We start from the raw sequence: 19,650 nt of genomic DNA, 5'->3' as shown, positions 1-19,650 counted from the left end.
CCGGAATGGAGCTGTCTACAGTGCCGATGTCATGAGCCGGCGGTGGCCGCTCACCGGACGGGCCGAGGAACTGCGGTACATCGCTGCCGCCAGCCGGCGCTCCTCCGGGCCGCGTGGCGTGGTGCTCGCCGGGGCAGCCGGGGTTGGCAAGACACGGCTCGCGCGGGAGGCGCTCGACATCCTCGCCACCCGCGGTGTGAGCCCACGCTGGGTCACCGGCAACGCCTCGGCCCAGAGCCTGCCGCTCGGTGCGTTCGCCAGCGTGCTCGGCGACATCGAGCCAGGCCCGACCCGCCTGGTCAGCGCGACAATCACCGCGCTGCTCACCGGCGCACAGGCGGGCGTGGTGGTCGTGGTCGACGACGCACACCTGCTTGACGAGTTGTCCGCGCTTGTCGTGCACGAGCTGGTGATGAGTGCGGCTGCGCCGGTCGTGTTGACCCTGCGCAGCGGCGAGCCGGCGCCGGACGCCGTCACGAGACTCTGGAAGGACGGGCACCTGGAGCGGCTGGAGGTGCAGCCGCTCTCCGAGGCCGAGACCACCGGGCTGCTGGAGTCCGTGGTCGGCGGGCCGGTGGACAGCCACGCCGTCCGGCGGCTGTGGGCGCTGGCCCGGGGCAACACGTTGTTCCTGCGCCAACTCGTCGACGACGAACTGGCGGCCGGGCACCTGGCGGCGACGAACGGCGTGTGGCGCTGGTCGGGGCGGCCGGCGATGTCGGCGGGCCTGACCGACCTGATCCGGGCTCGGATGGGTGCCCTGCCGGAGGGACTCGTCGACGTCGTCGACGTGCTGGCGCTGAGCGAGCCGCTCGGGGTGCCGGTGCTGGCCGCGCTGACTGGCTCGGGCCAGGTCGAGGAGGCTGAGATCCGTGGGCTCGTCGAGCTGCGCCCGGACGGGCGGCGCTGGCAGGCCCGACTCGCACACCCGCTGTACGGGGAGGTCCGCCGCGCCGGGATCGGCCAACTGCGAGCCCGGCGGATGCGGGGCGAGATCGCCACGGCACTGGCTGGCACCGGCGGGCGCCGGGCCGATGACACGCTGCGCCGGGCCATGTTGACGGTGGAGTCGGACCTGCCGCCGGACCCCCGTCTGCTCACCCTGGCCGCCCGCGACGCGATCCGGCTGCTGGACATCGCCGCCGCCGAGCGGCTTGCCCGGGCCGCGACCGACTCGGGCGGTGGGACCGAGGCGCGGCAGACCCTGGCGCTGGCCCTGTCGTGGCTCAACCGCGGCGCCGACGCCGAGATCGAGTTCGCGGCGCTGGCCGAGCGGGCCGGCAGCGTCGAGGAACAGCTCACGATCGCAGTGCCTCGGGTGGCGAACCTGTTCTGGCCCGGGCGTAGCCCAGGGCGGGCCGAGGCGGTGCTGGCCGGGGTCGCGACCGCGACGAACCGGACCAGTCTGCACGTGGTCGCCGTCGCCCAGGCTGTGATCGACGTCTTCCTCGGCCGACCGGCCGAGCCCGGCGTGACGGCCTCGGTGGCGGCGCTTGCCGTACCCGACCTGCCCGACGTGGGCATCCTGCTCGCCTCGTACGGCGTCACCGTCGGCCTCGGGGTGCTCGGCCGGGCCAACGAGATCGGCCCGATCGCGGCTCGGGCATACGCTGCCGCCCCGCAGTCCGTCGGCACCGCGGTCGGCGCATTCGGGCTGTGCGACATCCACCTGTCCGCGCTGCACCTCGCCGGTTACCTGGGTGAGATGGACGGCCTCGCCCAGCTGCACTACCGGCGGGCGGCCGACATGCCGGGCCACTCCCGACTGCGCGGGGTCGCGCTGCTCGGACACGCCGCGCGCTACCAGGGCCGCCTACGGACGGCAATCCGCAACCTGCGTGAGGCGTGGGCCGGGTTCGCGAACGTCGACACCGAAGGGTACAGCTTCCGCACCCTGCTCAGCCTGACTCACGCCCTCGCCATGGCGGGGGACGCGCCGGCGGCCCGGCAGGCGCTCGGGTGGCTGGAGGAGCAGCGGCATCCCAGCTTCGCGTTCTGCGACCCCGAGGTTCTGCTGGCCCACGCGTGGGTGTCGGCCGCGGAGGGCTCGCTCACCGAAGCGGTCCGGCTGGCCCGGGACAGCGCGGTGCTTGCCGCGACCCGGGGGCATCCCGGCTACGAGGTGCTGGCGCTGCATGCGGCGGTGCGGTTCGGCGACCGGACGGTGGCCGCCCGGCTGGCCGAGCTCGCGACGGTGGTCAACGGCCCACGGGCGCCGGCCGCGGCCGAGCACGCCGCCGCGCTGGCCGCCGACGACGGTGACGCACTGCGCACGGCATCCGTCCGGCTGGAGGAGATGGGTGACCGGCCAGCCGCCGCCGACGCGACGAGCCACGCCGCCGCCGCGTACCGGCGCCGGCACCAGGACGTCACCGCCGATACCGCCGCCGCCCGAGCCCACCGGCTGGCCGAAGAGTCCGAGGGTGCCCGCACGCCGGGCCTGGCCCTCGCCCGCCCGCTGCCGCTCACCGACCGGGAGCGCGAGATCGTCACGCTCGCGGCCGAGGGCCTGTCCAACCGGGCGATCGCCGATCGGCTCGTCGTCTCGGTGCGCACGATCGAGGGACACCTGTACCGGGCAAGCGCCAAGCTCGGCACCAGCAACCGCGCCGAGTTCGGAGACCGGCTGCGGGGCGCCTGAGCGTTACTGCCCGGTGGGCGTCCGGCCGAAAATGCCCTCAAGTTTCGCCTCGGCTACCGCCAGCAGCGGGCCGACCGCCTCTGGCTCCACGCCGAGCCGCCGCGCGATAACGTCGTCGGGCTCGCCTGCGTCGTGCAGCCGCAGCCCGAGCTCATACGCCGCAGGCAGCTGCCGCAGGGCCTCCGCCCGTCGATCCGCAAAGTCCATACCGCCCATGTTCGTCCCGCAGGCCGTCATCCGCACGAGTAGCACTCCACCCGGACGCGCGGCGATTCGAGTACGCCGCTACTCGTGACCCCTGGCGGTGCCCGGCTCGATGCTGACAGCCATGGTGGACGACTGGCATCGCTACTTCGCCGATGTGGTAGTCAGCGGGGACAGCAACGAGATCGACGTCGCGGCCCGCGCCGCGATCGACGCCCGGGCGAGCGGCGCGACCGAGGCGCAGGCGAAGACGGCCGGCCGGGCCGCGGCGAAGAGTTACCGCGAGGGCGGCACCCCGCCGCGGGCCACGCGCACGGAGGCGCGAGCACAGGCGTGGACCGGCGCACCGGCCCAGCCGAACACGAGGACGCGGACGGCGGCCCGCGACGACTGGCCCGCGCTGTTCGCGCCACGGCTGTTCCAGCCGCCGCAGCGATGGGGCTGGCAGGCCGCGGACCTGGTCGAGGCCGTACCGTCGGCGTCGCTGGCGACCCTCGGACCCAAGCCGGTGTGGGTCGACCCGCCGCACCCCGACGCGAGTGCGCTCTACGGGCGGCGGGCCGGGGCGATGCGCAAGGTCGTGGTGCGCTCGACCCTCGCGGTGCTGATGTTCCTCGCGTTCGGCGTCTACCAGGTGACGATCGAGAGCACCGTGTCGGGCTACGGCGGCGGCGACGCGATGAAGGTGTACGGCTACGCGCTGCCCGCGGCCGGTCTCCTGCTCGCGCTGTGGGTGCTGGGCGCACTCGCCCAGGTCCGGCGCACGAACGCGGACCTCGACCGGTTCAAGCAGCCCTACGTGGCTCTGCGTAAGGCCGAGAGACAACGGCACGACCAGGCGCTGCGGGAGTGGACGGACGCCAAGCGGCGCCACGACGACGCGGCCAAGGCGTCCCGGCAGGCGCAGGCACGGCAGCAGAGCGGACCGCAGTGGTACCCGGTGCGCCCGGTGTCGGAACCGGCGAGGGTCGATGTGATCGGCGGCGACCCGGCCCGCTACGGCTGGGCCTGCCTGCTCGTCCTGCTCGGTACGTCGCTGCTGTCCGCCGGGCATCGGTTGGCGGTGCTCGACCTGACCGGGCAGGAGGTGGGCGGCGAGTTGGTCCGGCTGGCGGCCGCGCGCGGGTTGGACACCCGCTGGGCCGTCCTGGACGGTGCGACCGACTTCGACCTGTTCACCGGCCTCACCAACGACGAGATCGCCGACAGTCTGGCCTACGTCCTCACCGACCGCCCGGACGCGGCCGGCCGCTCCGGCGGCGGCGAGCAGTTGCACGAGCGGGTGCTGGCCGTCGAGGTGCTGCGCACGGTGCTCGCAAGCCTGGACCGGCCGGTGACGCTCGCCCGGCTGGCCGCCGGGCTGCGCGTGCTGCGCCGTGGCGCGGAAACCGAGCTGCTGACACCGACGGAGCTCGAGCGACTGGTGGCCAGCATCGGCGACATCGACCAGAACGACTGGACCGGACGGCAGCTACGGCTGTGGGCCGCGCACCTCGACCTGCTGCACGACGTCGCGCCGGGCGGCGCGCGTCCACTGTGGGCTCGGCTTGACGTGTCGGTGCTTGCCACGCCCGGCGGCAAGGACGACCGCAAGGAGCTCATCGACCGGCTGCTGCTCCAGCTGGTACGCCACGCGATCGCGGACAACACCCTGCGCGGCCGTCAGCTCGTGGTGATCGGCGCCGACCGGCTCGGCGGCTCAGCCGTGCGGGCGCTGTCCGAGCAGGCCCGGGTGGCGGGCGTACGGCTCGTGCTCTTCCTCGATCAGCCCCAGGACGACCTGGAGAAGATCGTGGGTACCGGTGGCGCGGTGTGCATCATGAAGATGTACAACCACAAGGACGCGAACATCGCCGCCGAGTTCATCGGCAAGGGCTACAGGTTTGTCGTCAACCAGCTCAGCCACTCCGAGGGCCGGACGTTCAGCGACGGCGGCGGCGACAGTTTCTCCGCGACCACCAACGCCGGCACCAACTCGTCCAAGTCATTCCTGAAGTCCTCAAGCGGGCTCTCCGATTCCCGCGGGCACACCTGGGCCGGCAACCGCTCCTGGTCGACTGCGGAAAACCTCGGCTCCTCGACCACCACCGCCCGGGTGTACGAGTTCATCACCGAGCCACAGGCGATCCTCGGCATGGACACCACCGAGTTCATCCTCGTCGACAGTTCCACCGGCGGCCGGCAGGTCGTCATGGCCAACTGCTACCCGCCGATCTGCTTGTCGGACCGCGTCTCGGGCACGATGGCGCCGCCCCGGGTCACGCCTTGACCGGCCCGACGCCCTGGTCGGGCATCGAGTTCCGTCAGGTCACGGAGGTCCCGGCCGCCGACCGCCGCGAGCAACCGCCACAGGACGGTCAGCGGCCCGTACCACCGGACGACGCGGACGGCGCGGTGCTGGCCGCACTCGGCGGCGCCCACTCGACACTGCTCGCGGCCGGCGGCCCGGCCCCGGCACTGCTGGCGGCGTGGGCCCGTGACGAGACCGGCCAGGTGCGCTTCCTGCTCGGCGGCCGGCCTCGCCTGCCGCTGGTCGTGGAGCCCGCCGAGCCGGGCGGACGGCCCCCGGAACTGCTGTTCCCGCCCGGCGCGCGGGCGTTTCCGCTGCCCGCCGGAGCCGAGTCCGTGTTGCTGAACTTCCCGCACTGGGAGCTGGCCGCCGGGCGGCCGGACGCGCTGTGGGCGCCGGCGTCGTCGAAGTCGGTGCCCGGGCAACGCCGCCGGGGGTCGTTCCAGCAGCACGTGGCGCACCTGCGCGAGCCGTTCGCCTGGGTGGTGGTCGCCGAGCCGTTGCGCCCACCGGAGGTGCAGCCCCACCTGGACCGGTTGGTGAGCGAGATCCTGCCGCTGTCACGGGGCGAGGTCGGCGAGGCGAAGCGGGTCGAGCTGGAACGCAAGCAGGCCCGGCACCGCGAGCTGTCCCGCTCCCAGAACGGCCACGTCTGGCGGATCCGGGTGCTGGTCGGGGCGGGGACCCGGGCCGCGGCGCAGCGTACGGCGGGTGTGCTGTGTGCGGCCGCGGACCTGGCCGACCAGCCGTACACGATGTTCCCGGCCGGCCCGGCCGAGCACCCGGGGGACGGGCGCGCCGCGTTCGTGGCGAGCACGGACCTGTTGGTCGCGTTGACCCGGCCGCCACGCCGCGAGGTGAGCGGGATCCGGGTGACCGAGCCGCACCGGTTCGACGTGACGCCTGAGCGGCCGCCGACGGGCCCGGCCGCGGGTGCACTGCTGCTCGGTCACGTGCTCGACACGGCGTACGCGCGGGTCGGTGGGCTTGAGGTCAGCACGGAGTCGCTGAACCGGCACACATTCGTCTGCGGCGCGACCGGCAGCGGCAAATCCTGGACCGTCCGACACCTGCTCACCGAGGTGACCCGGCTGGGACTGCCGTGGCTGGTGATCGAGCCGGCCAAGGCCGAGTACCGGCGAATGGCGAGCCGGCTGCGCTCCCTGGGCGGCGACCACGATGTCGTGGTGATCCGCCCGGGTGACCCCTCGGTGCCGCCGGCCGGGTTCAACCCACTCGTGCCGGCGGCCGTCCACACCGCCGCGGGTACGCTGCGCCGCTTCCCGTTGCAGACCCACCTGGACCTCATGCGCGCCCTGTTTCTCACAGCGTTCGAACCGCACGAGCCTTTCCCCCAGATCCTCGCCGCTGCGCTGACTCGCTCGTATGAGGATCTCGGCTGGGACCTCGTGGTCGGCACGCCCACCCGCGACGGCGCGCGGCCACGTTATCCCACACTCGCCGACCTACAGCGGGTCGCGACGGAGGTCGTTGCGGGCCTCGGCTACGGCAGGGAAATGGCCGCCGACGTGCACGGCTTCATCACCACCCGGCTGTCGAGCCTGCGCCTGGGCACCACCGGCCGCTTCTTCCAGGGCGGTCATCCGCTGGACTTCGAGCGGCTGTTGCGCAGCCGGGTCGTGTTCGAGATCGAGGACGTCGGCGACGACGCGGACAAGGCATTCCTCATGGGCGCGCTGCTCATCCAGCTCACCGAGCACCTTCGGCTGCTGCGCGGCGACAACACGGGCAACGAGTTGCACCACCTCACAGTCATCGAGGAGGCGCACCGCCTACTGCGCCGGCCCGAGGGCGACAAGGCGGGCGTGGCGGCCAAGGGCGTGGAGATGTTCGCGGCACTGCTCGCCGAGGTCCGCGCGTACGGCGAGGCGCTTGTCGTGGTCGAGCAGATCCCGAGCAAACTCATTCCGGACGTCATCAAGAACACCGCGGTGAAGGTCGTGCACCGCCTGCCGGCCGAGGACGACCGCCGCAGCGTCGGCGCGACGATGAATCTCGACCGGGACCAGACGCGGTCGGTGGTGTCACTCAACAGCGGTGAGAGCGCGGTGTTCACCGACGGCATGGACCGCCCCGTGCTGGTGGCGATCCCCGACGGCCGTGCCGCCGAATCGGCGCGCGGCGCGGTCGCGCCGGTGGACGGTCTGATCGGCCGCCGCGGTGTCACCTGCGGGCGGCACTGTGTGAATCGGGCGTGCACGCTCGGCGAGATGGCCGCCGCGCGCCGCCTGCTCGCGCAGTGGCCGGTGCTCACACTGCTCACCGAGTTGACCGTGTTCGCGCATCTGGCGAACCAGCTCAACCCGACGCTGACCCCGGGTGAGCGCCGCCTCCTCGCCGACCTCGACCCTCGACTGCTCGACTGCGCGCTCGCCCACGCCGTCGACGACGCGGTCGCCGTACGGTCCGGGCAACTCCAGCCGGACACCGCTGCCGATGACCTGGCCCACCACTGCGTCTCGGTGCTGCGCGACTCGGTGGCCCAGGACGGCGCCAACCACTGCCCCGACGACGACTGGGGCTTCATCGGGATGCCCTACCGCTGGGCGCCGGTCAAGCAGGAGCTGGACTGGTCGAAGGCCGGGGAGGACCGCCACCCGGACTCGGCGGTCTGGGAGCACCGCTTCGGGCGCTCGATTCCCGGCGACCACTGCTACCACCAGTTGCAGGCCGTGGCGGCCTGGGTCGCGCAGGACGACCGGGAGCAGAGGACCCGTGACGCGGTGACGTTCGGGACGCTGCGCCCGTCGGCGATCGAGGCGGTCATCGGGGGCATCGTCGCCGACGGTGAGAGCTGGGACGACCGCGCCGCCGCCGCGCTGGGCTGGTTCACCGACGCCAATTGGACGCTCCTGCATCTCGTGCCCCGAGACCGCCAGCCAGAGGAGAAATGATCTATGCCAATCGATACTCCGCGACCGCCGGACGTTCCGCAGCCGCCGCCCGCGCAGCAGCGACCCGACCCGACCGCACAGGCCCGCTGGCGCGACAGCAACGAGGCCACCATGACCCGGCGCCCGGAGAAGACGCCCGACACCCACCAGGGCCGCCCCGACGCCGGCCGCCCCGACGCGGGCCGAGTCGGCCCAACCAGGCTGGAGGCGGCCAGTCCGCGGCAACCCGGGCTGGTCGGCGCCGACCGGCAGGGGGTCCCACCGAACGCCGACCACAGGGCCTGGCGCGATGCCACGCACGTCGTGCACGAGACCAGGGATGTCAACCAGTTCCGTGTCGACGGACGCGTCGACATGCAGCGTTTACAGAACGGGTTCACGCAGGAGGTGAAGCAACTCGCGGCCGAGCGCAAGGCGGCCGGCCACCATGGCGTGGTGCTCCTGGACGTGCGGTTGAAGAACGTCGCGACCGGCAAGGGCAGCGAGGCGCAGAGCATCGAGAAGACCCTCAAGTCAGTCGGCGCGAAGGAGGGAATCCTCGTCCGCGTCTCCGTGGTAACCAACCGTCAACTGACGACGACCGACGGCAAGCTGATCGCGCCAGTGCATCCCCGAGGGCCCGAACCGCCGCGACCGCCCGACACGACTCAGACCGGACCTGTCCCGAAGCCGGAGGTTCGCAAGGGCGACCAGCCGCGGCAGCAGCCAACTCGAACGGCCCCGGTGCACGTCCCACCGCCCCCGGTGCACATCCCACCGCCACCTCACCAGCCACCGTATGACCCCCGCCGCCGTTAGGAAGGTCCATGTCACCGACCGATCGCCCGCAACCGCAGGAGGTACCGCCCAGGATTGATCCGCCGCCCGCGCGCGTGTCGCAGGACTCCTGGCAGCTCAAGCACGAGGCGACGATGACTCCGCGCCCGGGCCGCCCCGCCCACACCGCCCCGACCGCGCCGATCCCGACGGCGCCGATCCCGACGGCGCCGATCCCGACCGACCTGACCAGGGCGGCCCGGGAGATCCGTGGCTGGGTGGCCGCCGAGCGTAAGCCCGCCACCGAGGCCGAGCGGCTCATCCCCGCGAACCCCGCTGACCGCGAGCACAACGCCCGCGTGTCCTACACGGTCAACTGGGCGCTGCAGAAGGCGGGCGCGGCGCCCGGCCGGGACTACCCGCCGGCCCGGTGGGAGGCCCTGGCCGAGAAAGCGCTGTGGACGGTCACCGCCCTGCGGCAGTCGGACGCGAAGATCGGATCCTCCGAGAGCCTCATTCTCAGAGACGCGCAGCGCTACCTGTACGGCACTCTCGGCGACGCCTGGCTGGAACGGCACGTGATCCGGAAGTACCACGTGCCGCCCAAGGTCGGGCCCGTGATACCGGGAAAGGCCATCGACCGCGGCTACGAGTACGTCGTCAAGCCGGCCGACATCGCGTACAACTCGTTGACCGAGGAACTCACCGGCAGCAACCCCGGAGCCGGCCGCGGCAAGCCCGGGTTTCCGCACAGCCGACCCGGCGGCGAGGCATGGTACGACCGCGGCCAGGCCCGCCGGGCCCAGTCGGACCTAGCCAGCGGCCCGGCGCCCGCGCCGTTCGTCCGCACGGTCCCCGAACCGGCCCCCGCACCCGCCGACACGGCGGCGGAGCTGGCCGCGCCGCCCGGACATGTCGACCTCGGTCACGGTGAGTCGGTGAACCTCGAGACCGGTCGCTACACGCCCGGCTTCGGGCCCAAGTACTGACACCGGGATTGCGAATCGGTACACCGGTTAGTGCCGAAAACGATCTCGCGTCGAGGTTTCACGGAAACTGTCGTTTTCCGATAGGCCTAGTTTGACCCGGGGTCCAATCAGGGTGGCCCCAAAGCCAGGGGCATCTGGATACTCAACCTCATCGACCCTAGGGCCAACTGATCAGTGCCGCAGCAGGCCGGTCGTGTGGATCGGCTCCAGGTGACCGGTGGGCGGCGCGCTGCGGTGCAGCTCCAGACCGACGTCGACGACGACGGAACGCTCCATCGTCACGACCTGCGCCAACGGAACCCACCGCGCCAGGTCGGTCGACCCACCCGTCTCGGGCCGAAGCTCACCGCCGACGATCCCGGCCCGGTAGAAAACCGCCACCATGTGTAGGTCGACAACGCCCGAGTCGTCGTAGGACTGCACCTGCCTGGTCCGCGAGTTTACGCCGAGCAACTGCTCGACCCGCGCCTCGTACCCCGTCTCCTCGGCGACCTCGCGCACGACGGCGTCGAACGGATCCTCGGCGTGCTCGACCCCTCCGCCCGGCAGCGTCCAGTGCCGCCGAGCCCCGTCGGGCGACACCCAACGGGCGAGCAGCAGACGATCGTCGCGCAGACACACCGCGTACGCGGCGACCCGAAGCCGTTGTGTGGTCACAGTGACCAGGGTAGGTGTCTACCTGCCGACCGGCCTGCTCGTCGCCGCCCGGGCAGGACTACCCTCGCCGGTATGCCGGATTCTCGCCTGCTGCGCATCGGTACCCGCAACTCCCCGATGGCGCTGGCCCAGGTCGAACGGGTCCGCGCGCTGCTCGCCGACCGGCACCCCGACATCTCCGTCGAGGTGCTGTCGATGTCCACAAGCGGGGACCGCTGGCACGGCGACCTGGCCGCGCTGGGCGGCAAGGGCGCGTTCACCAAGGAGGTGGACGCCGCGCTGCTCGCCGGGCACGTCGACCTGGTCGTGCACTGCGTCAAGGACGTCCCCGGGGACCGGCCGGCACCAGCCGGGACGGTGATGGCCGCCTACCTGGCCCGCGACGACGTCCGGGACTGCCTCGTGCACCCGTCCGGCCTGCCGATCGAGCACCTGCCCGCCGGCACCCGGATCGGCACCTCCGCGGTACGGCGGGTCGCGCAGTTGGCCCTGCACTGGCCGCACCTGACGCCGGTGCCCATCCGCGGCAACGCGAACAGCCGACTGGCCAAACTCGACGCCGGCGACACCTACGACGCGCTGCTGCTCGCGGTCTCCGGGCTGCGACGGATCGGCCAGGCCGCTCGGATCACCCACCCGATCGACGTCGACACGATGGTCCCCGCCGTCGGCTCCGGCACCCTGGTCCTGCAGTGCCGCGACGACGACACCCGCACCCGGGACCTGGCCGCCAGCCTCGGCGACCCACGGGCACAGCGGGAGACCGTGGCCGAACGGACCATGCTGCACATCCTGCAGGGCAACTGCCACTCCCCCATCGCCGCGCTCGCCCGCACCGAACCGGACGGCCGCCTCGGCCTGCGGGCACGGGTGATCAGCCTGGACGGCAAGACGGTGCTCGACGTGCACGAGTGGGCGGCGGACCCGATCACCCTCGGCACCTCGGTCGCCGCGGCCCTGCTCCGGCAGGGCGCCCGTGACCTCCTCGAACTACCCGCCTGACCTAACCTGGCGAGATGCTGTCGCAGCTGACGGGTCTGTCCCGACATTTCACGGAGGAGACGCTGCGCGCGTACCTCATCGATCGTTCGGTGCGACGAGACGACGGCTGCCTGATCGTGCGCGGCTACGGCAGCCAGCGGGGCGTGCACCAGAAGGTCGCCGGGAGGGCGTGGGCGCACATCACGGCCTACGTCGTCTTCGTGGGTGGTTACGACCCCGAGCTGGACGTGCGCCACCTCTGTGGCACGCCGGACTGCATCGAACCCACCCACCTGCGCCAGGTGACCCACGCCGAGACCTGCCGCGACCGCGCCCAGCAGCCGCTCTGCCGCAACGGGCACGAGCGGGAGATCGATCCCACGAGCGGTCGATACCGCAAGGTGTGCCGAGTGTGTAACAGCGAGGCCCAGAAGAGGTGGCGCGCGCGCCAGTCCGCGGAGGTCGCCGCCGCACGGGCTGCCCACGGGCGGTAGGTGGGCGGACCGCGCACCGCGCCATGTCCGAGCTGGTCCATCCCGCCGCGCGATGCCGGCGGGGCGTCGGCGATGCTGTGGGCGTGGAGTACGTGTCCAGAGTGCCGCGACCGCCGCTGGACGGGCTGATCGACGACCTCTACTACCTGGAGGGTGTGCCGCCGTACGCCCGACTGACGCTGCCGCCGCCGTCGGCGTTGCTCATCGTCAACCTCGGGGCGCCGTTCCGCATTCGTGGCGGCACCGACGTCGAGACGGGCGACTACGCCGACGGTTGCGTGGTCACCATGCCCACCCGCGCGTGGGAGTTCGGCTACCCACTCTGGACCCGGTCCGTCGGCGTGCACTTCAAGCCGTGGGGGCTGGCACCGTTCCTGCCGATGCCCGCGGCCGAGCTGTCTGACCGACCGGTGACGGTGGAGCAGGTCTGGGGCCGACCCGCCATCGCCGAGTTGCGGGACCGGCTGGCCACGGCGGCCGGGCCGGACGAGATGCTGACGCTGATCGAGGACGAGTTGATGCGACGGCTGTGCGAGACCCCCGGTCTGGGGCTGGTCCGCCACACGAGCAGCGTCATCGCGGCGACCAGCGGGGCGGTGGCGATCGGCGACGTGCGGGCGGCAGCCGGTGTCAGCAGCACTCACCTGGTGCAGCGGTTCAAGGAGCTCATCGGCGTCACACCGAAACGGTTGGCCCGCACCTACCGCTTCGCCACCACCGTGCTCTCGATCGACCCCACCGGCCCGATCGACTGGGGCGACCTCGCCGGTGGCGCGGGCTACTTCGACCAGGCCCACTTCGGCCACGAGTTTCGGGCGTTCACCGGGCTCACGCCGACCCGCTACGTCGAAGTCCGGCGGCGGTTCCTGCGCGAACATCCCGGCCACGTGCTGGACAACTGGCCGCTGCCGGCCGATTGATTTCTTACAAGAACGCCAGCTCACGACACGCTAACTTGAAGGCTCCCAGAGCAGAGGAGAGCCCCGTGGGCAAGGTGGTCATGTACGGCTCGGTGTCGGTGGACGGCTTCATCGCCGACGAGAATGACCAGCCCGGGCCGCTGTTCGACTGGTTGTCCAGCGGTGACGTCCCGTTGGACGAGAGCGGCGCGTTGACGGTGTCGCAGACGTCCTACGACTACACCCGGCCGTACTGGGACCAGATCGGAGTCACGATCGCCGGCCGCCACGTCTTCGACATGACGGACGGCTGGGACGGGAAGCCGCCGAGCGGGATCGACCACGTGGTCGTCGTGACGCACCGGCCGCAGCCCGAGGGCTGGGATCCCGAGGCGCCGTTTCACTTCGTCGACGGCGTCGAGGCAGCCGTGGCCAAGGCGCGGGAGCTCGCGGGTGACCGCGTCGTCGAGGTCGCCGCTGGCGACGTCGGTGGCCAGGTGCTGGCCGCGGGCCTGGTCGACGAGGTGCGTATGGACGTCGTACCCGTCGTGTTCGGGTCCGGCAAGCGCTACTTCGGGTCGGTCGACGCGCAGCACCTGTTGGAGGATCCGGACGTGGTGATCCAGGGCAACCGGGTGCTTCACCTGCGCTATCCGGTGCGGACGGCCGCCAGCGGCTGATCCAGCGATTGTCGCTCGGGTTGACGACCTGGGATGCTGGTTCGCACGGGCAGCATGATCGCCGCCAGATGGTGGCCTTCAGGAGAGCGGATTCGATGAAGTTTCTTCTCACGTCGTCGGGCATCTGCAACCCGAGCATCTCCAACGCGCTCGTCGACCTGCTGGGCAAGCCGATCGCCGAGGCCACGGCCCTGTTCGTCCCCACCGGTGTCTACCCCTTCCCCGGTGGAGCCGAGCGGGCGTGGAAGGCGATCCACGGCCGGGCTTCGATCCCGCTGTCCCAGCTCGGTTGGAAATCCCTGGGGATTCTGGAGCTCACCGCGCTGCCAACCATTCGACAAGAGAACTGGGTCCCGGCGGTCCGGGAGGCCGATGCCCTCCTGGTCTGGGGCGGCGACGTGCTGTACCTGACCTACTGGCTGCGCCAGTCGGGCCTGGCCGACCTCCTGCCGTCGCTGAGTGACACGGTCTACGTGGGGGTCAGCGCCGGAAGCATCGCGGTCACCCCGTACAACTGCGACGCCGACTTCGACCTCGGATTCGTCCCTGACGGCAGTGACATGGCGCAGGGTGCCGAACGGGCGTTGGGGCTTGTGGATTTCACGCTGTACCCCCACCTCAATCACCCGGACATGGAGGACACGGACCTGTCCACCATCCAGAAGTGGGCGTCCGGAATCCCGGTCCCGACCTACGCCATCGACGACAACACCGCCGTCAAGGTGGTCGATGGCACAGTTGAGGTCGTCTCCGAAGGCGACTGGAAACTGATCAATCCCTGACCGAGACGTCCCTTCAGCCGAGCCAGCCCCTACCGGGTGGGCCCATTCTCGCTCATCTCGATCCTCGTCGGCCGAGGTCAACCTTGGTGAGGACCGGTCGGGTCACGTCCTGGTTGTCGATGACGACGTGCGCGCGTTCGTGCGGCGTACAGGCGGCGAAGTACAGCCGCTGGCCGCCGACGTAGCGGCCGACGCTGGGATGGTCGGGATCCGGGTGCGAGCCGTCGCGTCCGGCCATCCGGGCCACGGTGACCGCGAACGGCGCGTCGAGAAAGACGGAGAAGTCCCAGAACTCCACCAGCTCGTCGCGGTGCAGGAACAGCCCGTCGACGATGAGTACGGTGCCGGGCGCCGCGGTCCGCCATGCAGGATCCAGAACCTCGTCGGTCCGAAGATCGTGGACAGCAGGGCGGTAACGGCGTGAGCCCCCGGGGCCGAACGGCTCCAGCACGTTGTGGATGAGGGCTTCCTGGTCGTAGCTGTCGAGCCAGAAGCCTTCCGGCGAATCCCGGCCCCGGCGATGCCGCACAGCCCGACGGTGATGAAAGTCGTCCGCCGACACGTGCACGACGTCACGGCCCCGGCCGCTCAGCGACGCGGCCCACTCGCCAGCGAACGTCGACTTACCCACCCCGTCGACCCCGTCGACGGCCACCCGTACGCACTGCGGCGCGGGGAACGTCGGAACCATGCCGGCAACATCGTCAAGCAACTGCGCCCGCACGACGCCCACGCCATTCCTCCATCCCTGACCGGAAGCTCAACACGCCCCACGGATCGAGGAAGTCATTCTGGCAGACCACGTCTGTCGGGGCAGGGCAAGCGGCGACCGACCACAATCACACCAGGCTGATCCATTACGCACAAGAACTGTCATTATGATGTAGTGATGTTTCGTCCTATTTGTAACGGGGAATTATCGAATTACTGTTACCGACAATTTGATAATCGGCACGAACGGCGGCTGTGAGTCGGGTGTTGGTAGGACGCGTGTCACCGGGGCCGGCGCCCAACTGGTCACCAAGCTCGACCGGCTCGGCAGGTCTTCTCTGCCGTGGTCAGCGGATGCCACCATGTGGCCATGCCCACGTCGGTCGAGGGAACCATGAGTGGCTACCTCGATGTCGTTGCCACCTGGCTGGCCGGGAAGCCGACGAGCGGCCTCTCCCTCTGGGGACACACCATGTTCTGGTGGGGACGGCTGGGCAAGGTCCTGCAGTTCGCGGCGGCGCTGGTCGCCATTGTCGATCTGTTGAGCCCCAACTGGTTACGGGCTCGCCGTGACTCCGCAGGGAGACGGGCACGCCTTGCTATAACCCGTGGCGGTCGGCGCCGACAACTCCGTCGGATCATGATCCGACGCGCCGAGATCCGCGCGGACTTCTTCATCGTTACGATCCACGCGCAGGGACGGACGCGGGCATCGGTCACATTCAGCGTGGTGCGGGTGCCGCCGGCTCGGGTACCGAGAGGCCTCAACCTGACGCTGGACGCGTACCGAGACCACCATCGCCGGATCATCGACCAGGCCGCGGACGAACACCCGTGTTCCGATCAACACGAATCGCCGTGCTCGACGCAACAGATGTATCTGAGGCGCGCTACAGATCAACTGCTGACCGAGCAGCTTCCGCCATCCCAACGCCATCTGATCGCTGACGCTGACGTGACCGAGGCCGGCGGCAGCTTCGGCTGGATTGTCATCGGGTTTGCTCTTGTGCTGATCGGCGGCGTGGCACAGGCTCCGCTGTTGGCTGTGGTCGGGATCGGCATCATCCCGCTCATGTGGCTCCCCTTCCAGGTACGGCTGTGGGGGATAACGCAGTGGCACCGCCTGCGTGGCCGGCTGGAGCAGGGCCTCAGACAGGAGATGACCGGGTCTGCCGACTCTCAGCCGTTCCGAAGGCTCAGGCTGCTGGCGTTACTACTGTTCATCGTCGGCGTTCACTTTGACCTGCTCGCATCGTGACAGCTGTGCGGGCGACGCGACTGCACCCCGCCCAGCCTGCTGCAAGCGCCCGACGACCCGTCATGGTTTGCGTACCGGTTGAGCTGGGTCAGGTGGTGGCAGGCCGCAGCCAGCGATCGAACCAGGCGCGGGTCCGGCGCAGAACGTCGAGTTGGTGCTGGCGTTCCCGGATCGAGTGGCCCTCTCTCGGGTAGACCACGAACTCGTGCTCGACGTCGAAGTGGCGCAGCGCCCGGTGCAGGTACACGGCCTGGCCGAGGGGAACGTTGGTGTCCTCGGCACCGTGCAGGATGAGCACCGGAGTACGGATGCGGCTGGCGAAGGAGATCGGGCTGACCGCGTCGTGCGGGTGGGGGCCGACGCCGGACCAGCCGGTGCTGCCACCGAGCGCGGCCTCGAACTGGCCGTTCTCCCCGGTCGCGGCGAGCATCCCCCAGTCGACGACGCCGGCGCCGACCAGCGCGGCGCGGAAGCGGTCGCTCTGCGCGATGCCCCACGCGGACAGGAAACCGCCGTGGCTCCAACCGGCGATGCCCAGCCGGTCGGGGTCGGCGATGCCCTCGGCGACGAGCAGGTCGACGCCGGTCAGGATGTCGGTCCACTCCTGCTGTCCAACCCGGCCGGCGACACCTGCGGCGAACTCGTGACCATGGCCTTGGCCGCCGCGCGGGTTGGGCAGGAACACCGCGTAGCCGGCGGCGGCCAGCCACTGCGCGCTGGGAAACCAGAACAACTGGCAACGATCGGCGTACCGCTCGTACGGGCCGCCGTGCGCGATCGTGACCAGCGGGAACGGGCCGTCCGACGCGGTTCTTCCGACCGGCAGGACGAGCAGGCCGTCCAGGTCGAGGCCGTCGGCGGCGCGGTAGGTCAGCGGTTGTTGCGTGCCGAGTACGACACCGTCCAGTTCCGGGCGGGTGTTGGTGATCCTGCGCAGCGGCCCGGTTGGCGCTCCGAGGTGGACGTTCGGGGGTTGGTAGCGGGTGCCGGTGAGAACCGCGATTTCTTCGCCGGTGGGCGTGGTGCTGAGGTTGTCGAGGCGTCCGGGGTGCCGCGACAGGGTCGTGAAGTCGGTGGGATCGAGCCGGGCCAGGGTCGTGTCCAGGCCGTCGGCGAACACCACCAGCGGGGCGGCTCCGGTCTGGCAGAGTTCGGTGGGGCACATCGCAAGACCAGCCGTACGGTTGCGCAGGACGCGGCTGTCCACGGCCAGGTCGAACGCGGCGGTGCCGGCCTGTAGCGCCGGTGGGGTGAGCGCGAGGTAACCGAGGTGCCAACCGTCCTCACTCGGCCACCAGACCAGTGAGCGCGCGTCTGCCGCGACCGGCCCGAGGGCCTGCGCAGTGCCGGTCGTGGGGTCGAACAGGTGCAGTTGGCCGGTACGCGGGCCGTAGTCGTTGTCGGCGCTGGCTGCGGTCAACACGGCGAGTGGGCCGCCGTCGGGACGTTGTCGCAGCTCCACGACGTGCCGGTCGGCGAACACGTTCGGGGTGGTGATCCGGCCGGTGCGCAGGTCGAGTAGCCGCAACCGGGCACACGGTTCGCGCTCGCCGACCACGACGGCGTCGTCACGGTCGCGGGCGCGGCGCACGTCCTGCTCGGTGGGTTCGTCCTCGGCGAGCAGCGCGACCAGGTTGGGGTCGGTCAGCGGCAGGTAATCGATGATGCCGGCGCGCCAACTGGTCAACGTGGTCGTCCTGGCGTCGGCGAGGGTGAGCCCGTGCAGCTGCGGGGTGCCACGGTCGGCGCGGTCGGACAGGAAGAACAGCGTCGCCGAGTCGGCCGACCAGCGTGGCCGGGACTCGGTTGCGGTGTCGGCGGTCGCCCGGCGCGACGCGACGGTGCCATCGGTGTCGACGAGCCACAGTTCGGTGTCGAGGTGGTCATCGGTCCGACTGAGGGGTGCGAGAACGTAGCAGAGCAGGCGCCCGTTCGGGGCGAGCGTCGGGGCCTGCGGGGCACGACCGTCGACCACGAGCTCGGCGGTCAGACCCGTCATGCGTTCAGTCTGTCAGCATCGACAGAACATGCGAGCGCTGCGGTGCCGGTTCGAGGCACGTGCCTCAGCGCTCCGTACGTCGACCTCGGCGGTGTTGGACGATCCGGTGGTCAGGATCCTGGGTGGGCACCCGGCCCGGGCAGCAGATCGATGTCCGTGGCCCGCATCGGCTGTTCGCACTCCGAGCACCGTAGTTCCACGTAGCTGATCTTGCCGCAGGCGTGGTGGCGGTAGAGCACCGGCGGGCCGGCGTCGCCCGCCGTCCACCGGTCACCCCACCGCACCATGACGAGCAGCAGGTCACACAGCTCCGTGCCCTTGTCGGTGAGCAGGTATTCGTGCCGGACCGGCCGGGCAGAATACTCACGTCGGGTCAGGACGCCCTGTTCGACAAGCCAGTTCAGCCGCTCGGCGAGCACCTTGCGGGACATGCCGAGGCCTCGCTGGAGTTGCTCGAAGCGGTGCGTGCCGGCGTAGACGTCCCGCAGGATCAGCGGAGACCACGGCTCACCGATGACGTCGAGGGTGCGGGCGATGGAGCATGCCATGGCGCCGAACTGCGTTCGCTGCATGGGACCACGATACGCAAGGTAGTTCCTTCAAGGAACTGACTCTGTTAGCGTCACCTCAGTCCATCCCCTCAAGGAACGGACTGCCCCTGTCCCCCACGACGAAGGAGGCCCGCATGAACCACCCGCCGATCGTGGCGACCGAGGACTGGCAAGACGCGGTGAACACCTTGCGCGTCCAGGAAAAGGCACTCACCCGCCAGCTCGACGCAGTGGCCGCGGCGCGTCGCCGACTGCCGATGACGCCGGTGGAGCAGGACTACGTGTTCGAGGGCCCGAGCGGGTCAGCCACTTTGAGTGACCTGTTCCAAGGGCGCCGCCAGCTCATCGTGTACACCTTCATGTGGCACGGCGGCGACGCCGTCTGCTCCGGCTGCTCGTTGTTCACCGACAACGTCGGACACCCGGCCCACCTCAACGCCCGCGACGTCACCCTGGCGTTGACGTCCCATGGCCCACTGGACGACCTGCTGGCGCTGCGGCGGCGGATGGGTTGGGACCTGCCCTGGTACTCGTCGCTGAACAACAGCTTCAACGCCGACATGGGAACCGGTGACGGTTTCGCGCTGAACGTCTTCCTCCGCGTCGACGACCGAATCTTCCGCACCTACACCACCACCTCCCGGGGCGTAGAGCGGCTCGGCAGTAACTGGACCTTCCTCGACCTGACACCGTACGGCCGCCAGGAGACCTGGGAGGACTCGCCGGAAGGCTGGCCGCAGACCCAGCCCTACCAGTGGTGGCGGCTGCACGACGAGTACGACACGACAAACGCTCCGTCATGACAGTCGGCACGCCAGTCGCTGAGCCCGCTGGCGGTTCAAC

Annotated in this window: 17 protein-coding genes; 12 read left to right on the top strand and 5 right to left on the bottom strand. The window is 70.7% G+C overall.

Features of this window, described 5'->3' with window-relative positions:
• The first annotated feature begins 31 nt into the window (after positions 1 to 31).
• Positions 32 to 2,641 (top strand): LuxR family transcriptional regulator, encoded by a 2,610-nt coding sequence (locus tag AB0B14_RS21865; RefSeq protein WP_357067438.1) that lies wholly within the window; start codon positions 32 to 34, stop codon positions 2,639 to 2,641.
• 3 nt (positions 2,642 to 2,644) lie between these two features.
• Here the strand turns inward: AB0B14_RS21865 and AB0B14_RS21860 are convergent, their stop codons facing one another.
• The gene (locus AB0B14_RS21860) at positions 2,645 to 2,884 is read right to left on the bottom strand and encodes a hypothetical protein (protein WP_357523840.1); all 240 of its coding nucleotides are present in this window, start codon (positions 2,882 to 2,884) and stop codon (positions 2,645 to 2,647) included.
• A gap of 73 nt (positions 2,885 to 2,957) precedes the next feature.
• On the opposite strand from AB0B14_RS21860, the gene AB0B14_RS21855 reads away from it, so the two are divergent.
• The 4 genes from AB0B14_RS21855 to AB0B14_RS21840 are packed head-to-tail and all read left to right on the top strand — an operon-like array spanning position 2,958 to position 9,795.
• Positions 2,958 to 5,114, top strand: a complete 2,157-nt coding sequence (locus tag AB0B14_RS21855) for a hypothetical protein (RefSeq protein ID WP_357523838.1) — start codon at positions 2,958 to 2,960, stop codon at positions 5,112 to 5,114.
• Entirely contained in the window at positions 5,111 to 8,050 is a 2,940-nt protein-coding gene (locus tag AB0B14_RS21850) for a DUF87 domain-containing protein (RefSeq protein WP_357523836.1), read from the top strand. The genes AB0B14_RS21855 and AB0B14_RS21850 overlap by 4 nt, the downstream gene beginning before the upstream one ends.
• A 3-nt stretch (positions 8,051 to 8,053) precedes the next feature.
• Complete coding sequence (locus AB0B14_RS21845; RefSeq protein ID WP_357523834.1) at positions 8,054 to 8,848, top strand: hypothetical protein; 795 nt, start codon at positions 8,054 to 8,056, stop codon at positions 8,846 to 8,848.
• 8 nt (positions 8,849 to 8,856) lie between these two features.
• On the top strand, positions 8,857 to 9,795 hold the full coding sequence (locus AB0B14_RS21840) for a hypothetical protein (protein ID WP_357523832.1): 939 nt from the start codon (positions 8,857 to 8,859) through the stop codon (positions 9,793 to 9,795).
• 171 nt (positions 9,796 to 9,966) lie between these two features.
• Here AB0B14_RS21840 and AB0B14_RS21835 read toward each other — a convergent pair whose 3' ends face one another.
• A complete protein-coding gene (locus AB0B14_RS21835) occupies positions 9,967 to 10,452 on the bottom strand; it encodes an NUDIX hydrolase (protein WP_357523830.1) in 486 nt (161 codons plus the stop codon).
• A 72-nt stretch (positions 10,453 to 10,524) separates the two neighbouring features.
• On the opposite strand from AB0B14_RS21835, the gene hemC reads away from it, so the two are divergent.
• The 5 genes from hemC (at position 10,525) to AB0B14_RS21810 (ending at position 14,288) form a co-directional block, all read left to right on the top strand.
• Complete coding sequence (hemC, locus tag AB0B14_RS21830; protein ID WP_357067424.1) at positions 10,525 to 11,454, top strand: hydroxymethylbilane synthase; 930 nt, start codon at positions 10,525 to 10,527, stop codon at positions 11,452 to 11,454.
• A 14-nt stretch (positions 11,455 to 11,468) separates the two neighbouring features.
• Positions 11,469 to 11,927 (top strand): HNH endonuclease, encoded by a 459-nt coding sequence (locus AB0B14_RS21825; RefSeq protein ID WP_357067422.1) that lies wholly within the window; start codon positions 11,469 to 11,471, stop codon positions 11,925 to 11,927.
• A gap of 83 nt (positions 11,928 to 12,010) precedes the next feature.
• Positions 12,011 to 12,847: a helix-turn-helix domain-containing protein gene (locus AB0B14_RS21820; RefSeq protein WP_357523828.1), complete on the top strand. Its 837-nt coding sequence runs from the start codon at positions 12,011 to 12,013 to the stop codon at positions 12,845 to 12,847.
• Between the two features lie 65 nt (positions 12,848 to 12,912).
• Entirely contained in the window at positions 12,913 to 13,506 is a 594-nt protein-coding gene (locus AB0B14_RS21815; protein WP_357523826.1) for a dihydrofolate reductase family protein, read from the top strand.
• Between the two features lie 95 nt (positions 13,507 to 13,601).
• A complete protein-coding gene (locus AB0B14_RS21810) occupies positions 13,602 to 14,288 on the top strand; it encodes a Type 1 glutamine amidotransferase-like domain-containing protein (protein ID WP_357523938.1) in 687 nt (228 codons plus the stop codon).
• Between the two features lie 52 nt (positions 14,289 to 14,340).
• Here the strand turns inward: AB0B14_RS21810 and AB0B14_RS21805 are convergent, their stop codons facing one another.
• Entirely contained in the window at positions 14,341 to 15,021 is a 681-nt protein-coding gene (locus tag AB0B14_RS21805; protein ID WP_357067416.1) for a uridine kinase, read from the bottom strand.
• Positions 15,022 to 15,369: 348 nt separating this feature from the next.
• Here AB0B14_RS21805 and AB0B14_RS21800 point away from each other — a divergent pair, with 348 nt between their 5' ends.
• Positions 15,370 to 16,257: a hypothetical protein gene (locus AB0B14_RS21800; protein WP_357067414.1), complete on the top strand. Its 888-nt coding sequence runs from the start codon at positions 15,370 to 15,372 to the stop codon at positions 16,255 to 16,257.
• An 88-nt stretch (positions 16,258 to 16,345) separates the two neighbouring features.
• On the opposite strand, the gene AB0B14_RS21795 is transcribed toward AB0B14_RS21800, so the two are convergent.
• Both AB0B14_RS21795 and AB0B14_RS21790 read right to left on the bottom strand, forming a co-directional pair.
• Positions 16,346 to 18,256: a prolyl oligopeptidase family serine peptidase gene (locus AB0B14_RS21795; RefSeq protein WP_357523824.1), complete on the bottom strand. Its 1,911-nt coding sequence runs from the start codon at positions 18,254 to 18,256 to the stop codon at positions 16,346 to 16,348.
• 110 nt (positions 18,257 to 18,366) lie between these two features.
• Complete coding sequence (locus tag AB0B14_RS21790; protein ID WP_357523822.1) at positions 18,367 to 18,828, bottom strand: helix-turn-helix domain-containing protein; 462 nt, start codon at positions 18,826 to 18,828, stop codon at positions 18,367 to 18,369.
• A gap of 113 nt (positions 18,829 to 18,941) precedes the next feature.
• Here AB0B14_RS21790 and AB0B14_RS21785 point away from each other — a divergent pair, with 113 nt between their 5' ends.
• Positions 18,942 to 19,610, top strand: a complete 669-nt coding sequence (locus AB0B14_RS21785) for a DUF899 domain-containing protein (protein WP_357067407.1) — start codon at positions 18,942 to 18,944, stop codon at positions 19,608 to 19,610.
• Positions 19,611 to 19,650 lie beyond the last annotated feature (40 nt).

Origin of the sequence: Micromonospora sp. NPDC049171 (assembly GCF_040648275.1) — a bacterium.
Taxonomy (GTDB): Bacteria; Actinomycetota; Actinomycetes; order Mycobacteriales; family Micromonosporaceae; genus Micromonospora.
The sequence above is the reverse complement of the archived record's forward strand: the minus strand, read 5'-3'. Positions and strand labels throughout refer to the sequence as shown.

What these genes read in the sequence shown, in the direction of transcription:
- AB0B14_RS21845 (WP_357523834.1), top strand. Translation starts at nt 8,054, where the DNA reads ATGCCAATCGATACTCCGCGACCGCCGGACGTTCCGCAGCCGCCGCCC.
- AB0B14_RS21800 (WP_357067414.1), top strand. Translation starts at nt 15,370, where the DNA reads ATGCCCACGTCGGTCGAGGGAACCATGAGTGGCTACCTCGATGTCGTT.
- AB0B14_RS21795 (WP_357523824.1), bottom strand. Translation starts at nt 18,256, where the DNA reads ATGACGGGTCTGACCGCCGAGCTCGTGGTCGACGGTCGTGCCCCGCAG.
- AB0B14_RS21865 (WP_357067438.1), top strand. Translation starts at nt 32, where the DNA reads ATGAGCCGGCGGTGGCCGCTCACCGGACGGGCCGAGGAACTGCGGTAC.
- AB0B14_RS21840 (WP_357523832.1), top strand. Translation starts at nt 8,857, where the DNA reads ATGTCACCGACCGATCGCCCGCAACCGCAGGAGGTACCGCCCAGGATT.
- hemC (WP_357067424.1), top strand. Translation starts at nt 10,525, where the DNA reads ATGCCGGATTCTCGCCTGCTGCGCATCGGTACCCGCAACTCCCCGATG.
- AB0B14_RS21790 (WP_357523822.1), bottom strand. Translation starts at nt 18,828, where the DNA reads ATGCAGCGAACGCAGTTCGGCGCCATGGCATGCTCCATCGCCCGCACC.
- AB0B14_RS21810 (WP_357523938.1), top strand. Translation starts at nt 13,602, where the DNA reads ATGAAGTTTCTTCTCACGTCGTCGGGCATCTGCAACCCGAGCATCTCC.
- AB0B14_RS21825 (WP_357067422.1), top strand. Translation starts at nt 11,469, where the DNA reads ATGCTGTCGCAGCTGACGGGTCTGTCCCGACATTTCACGGAGGAGACG.
- AB0B14_RS21855 (WP_357523838.1), top strand. Translation starts at nt 2,958, where the DNA reads ATGCTGACAGCCATGGTGGACGACTGGCATCGCTACTTCGCCGATGTG.
- AB0B14_RS21785 (WP_357067407.1), top strand. Translation starts at nt 18,942, where the DNA reads ATGAACCACCCGCCGATCGTGGCGACCGAGGACTGGCAAGACGCGGTG.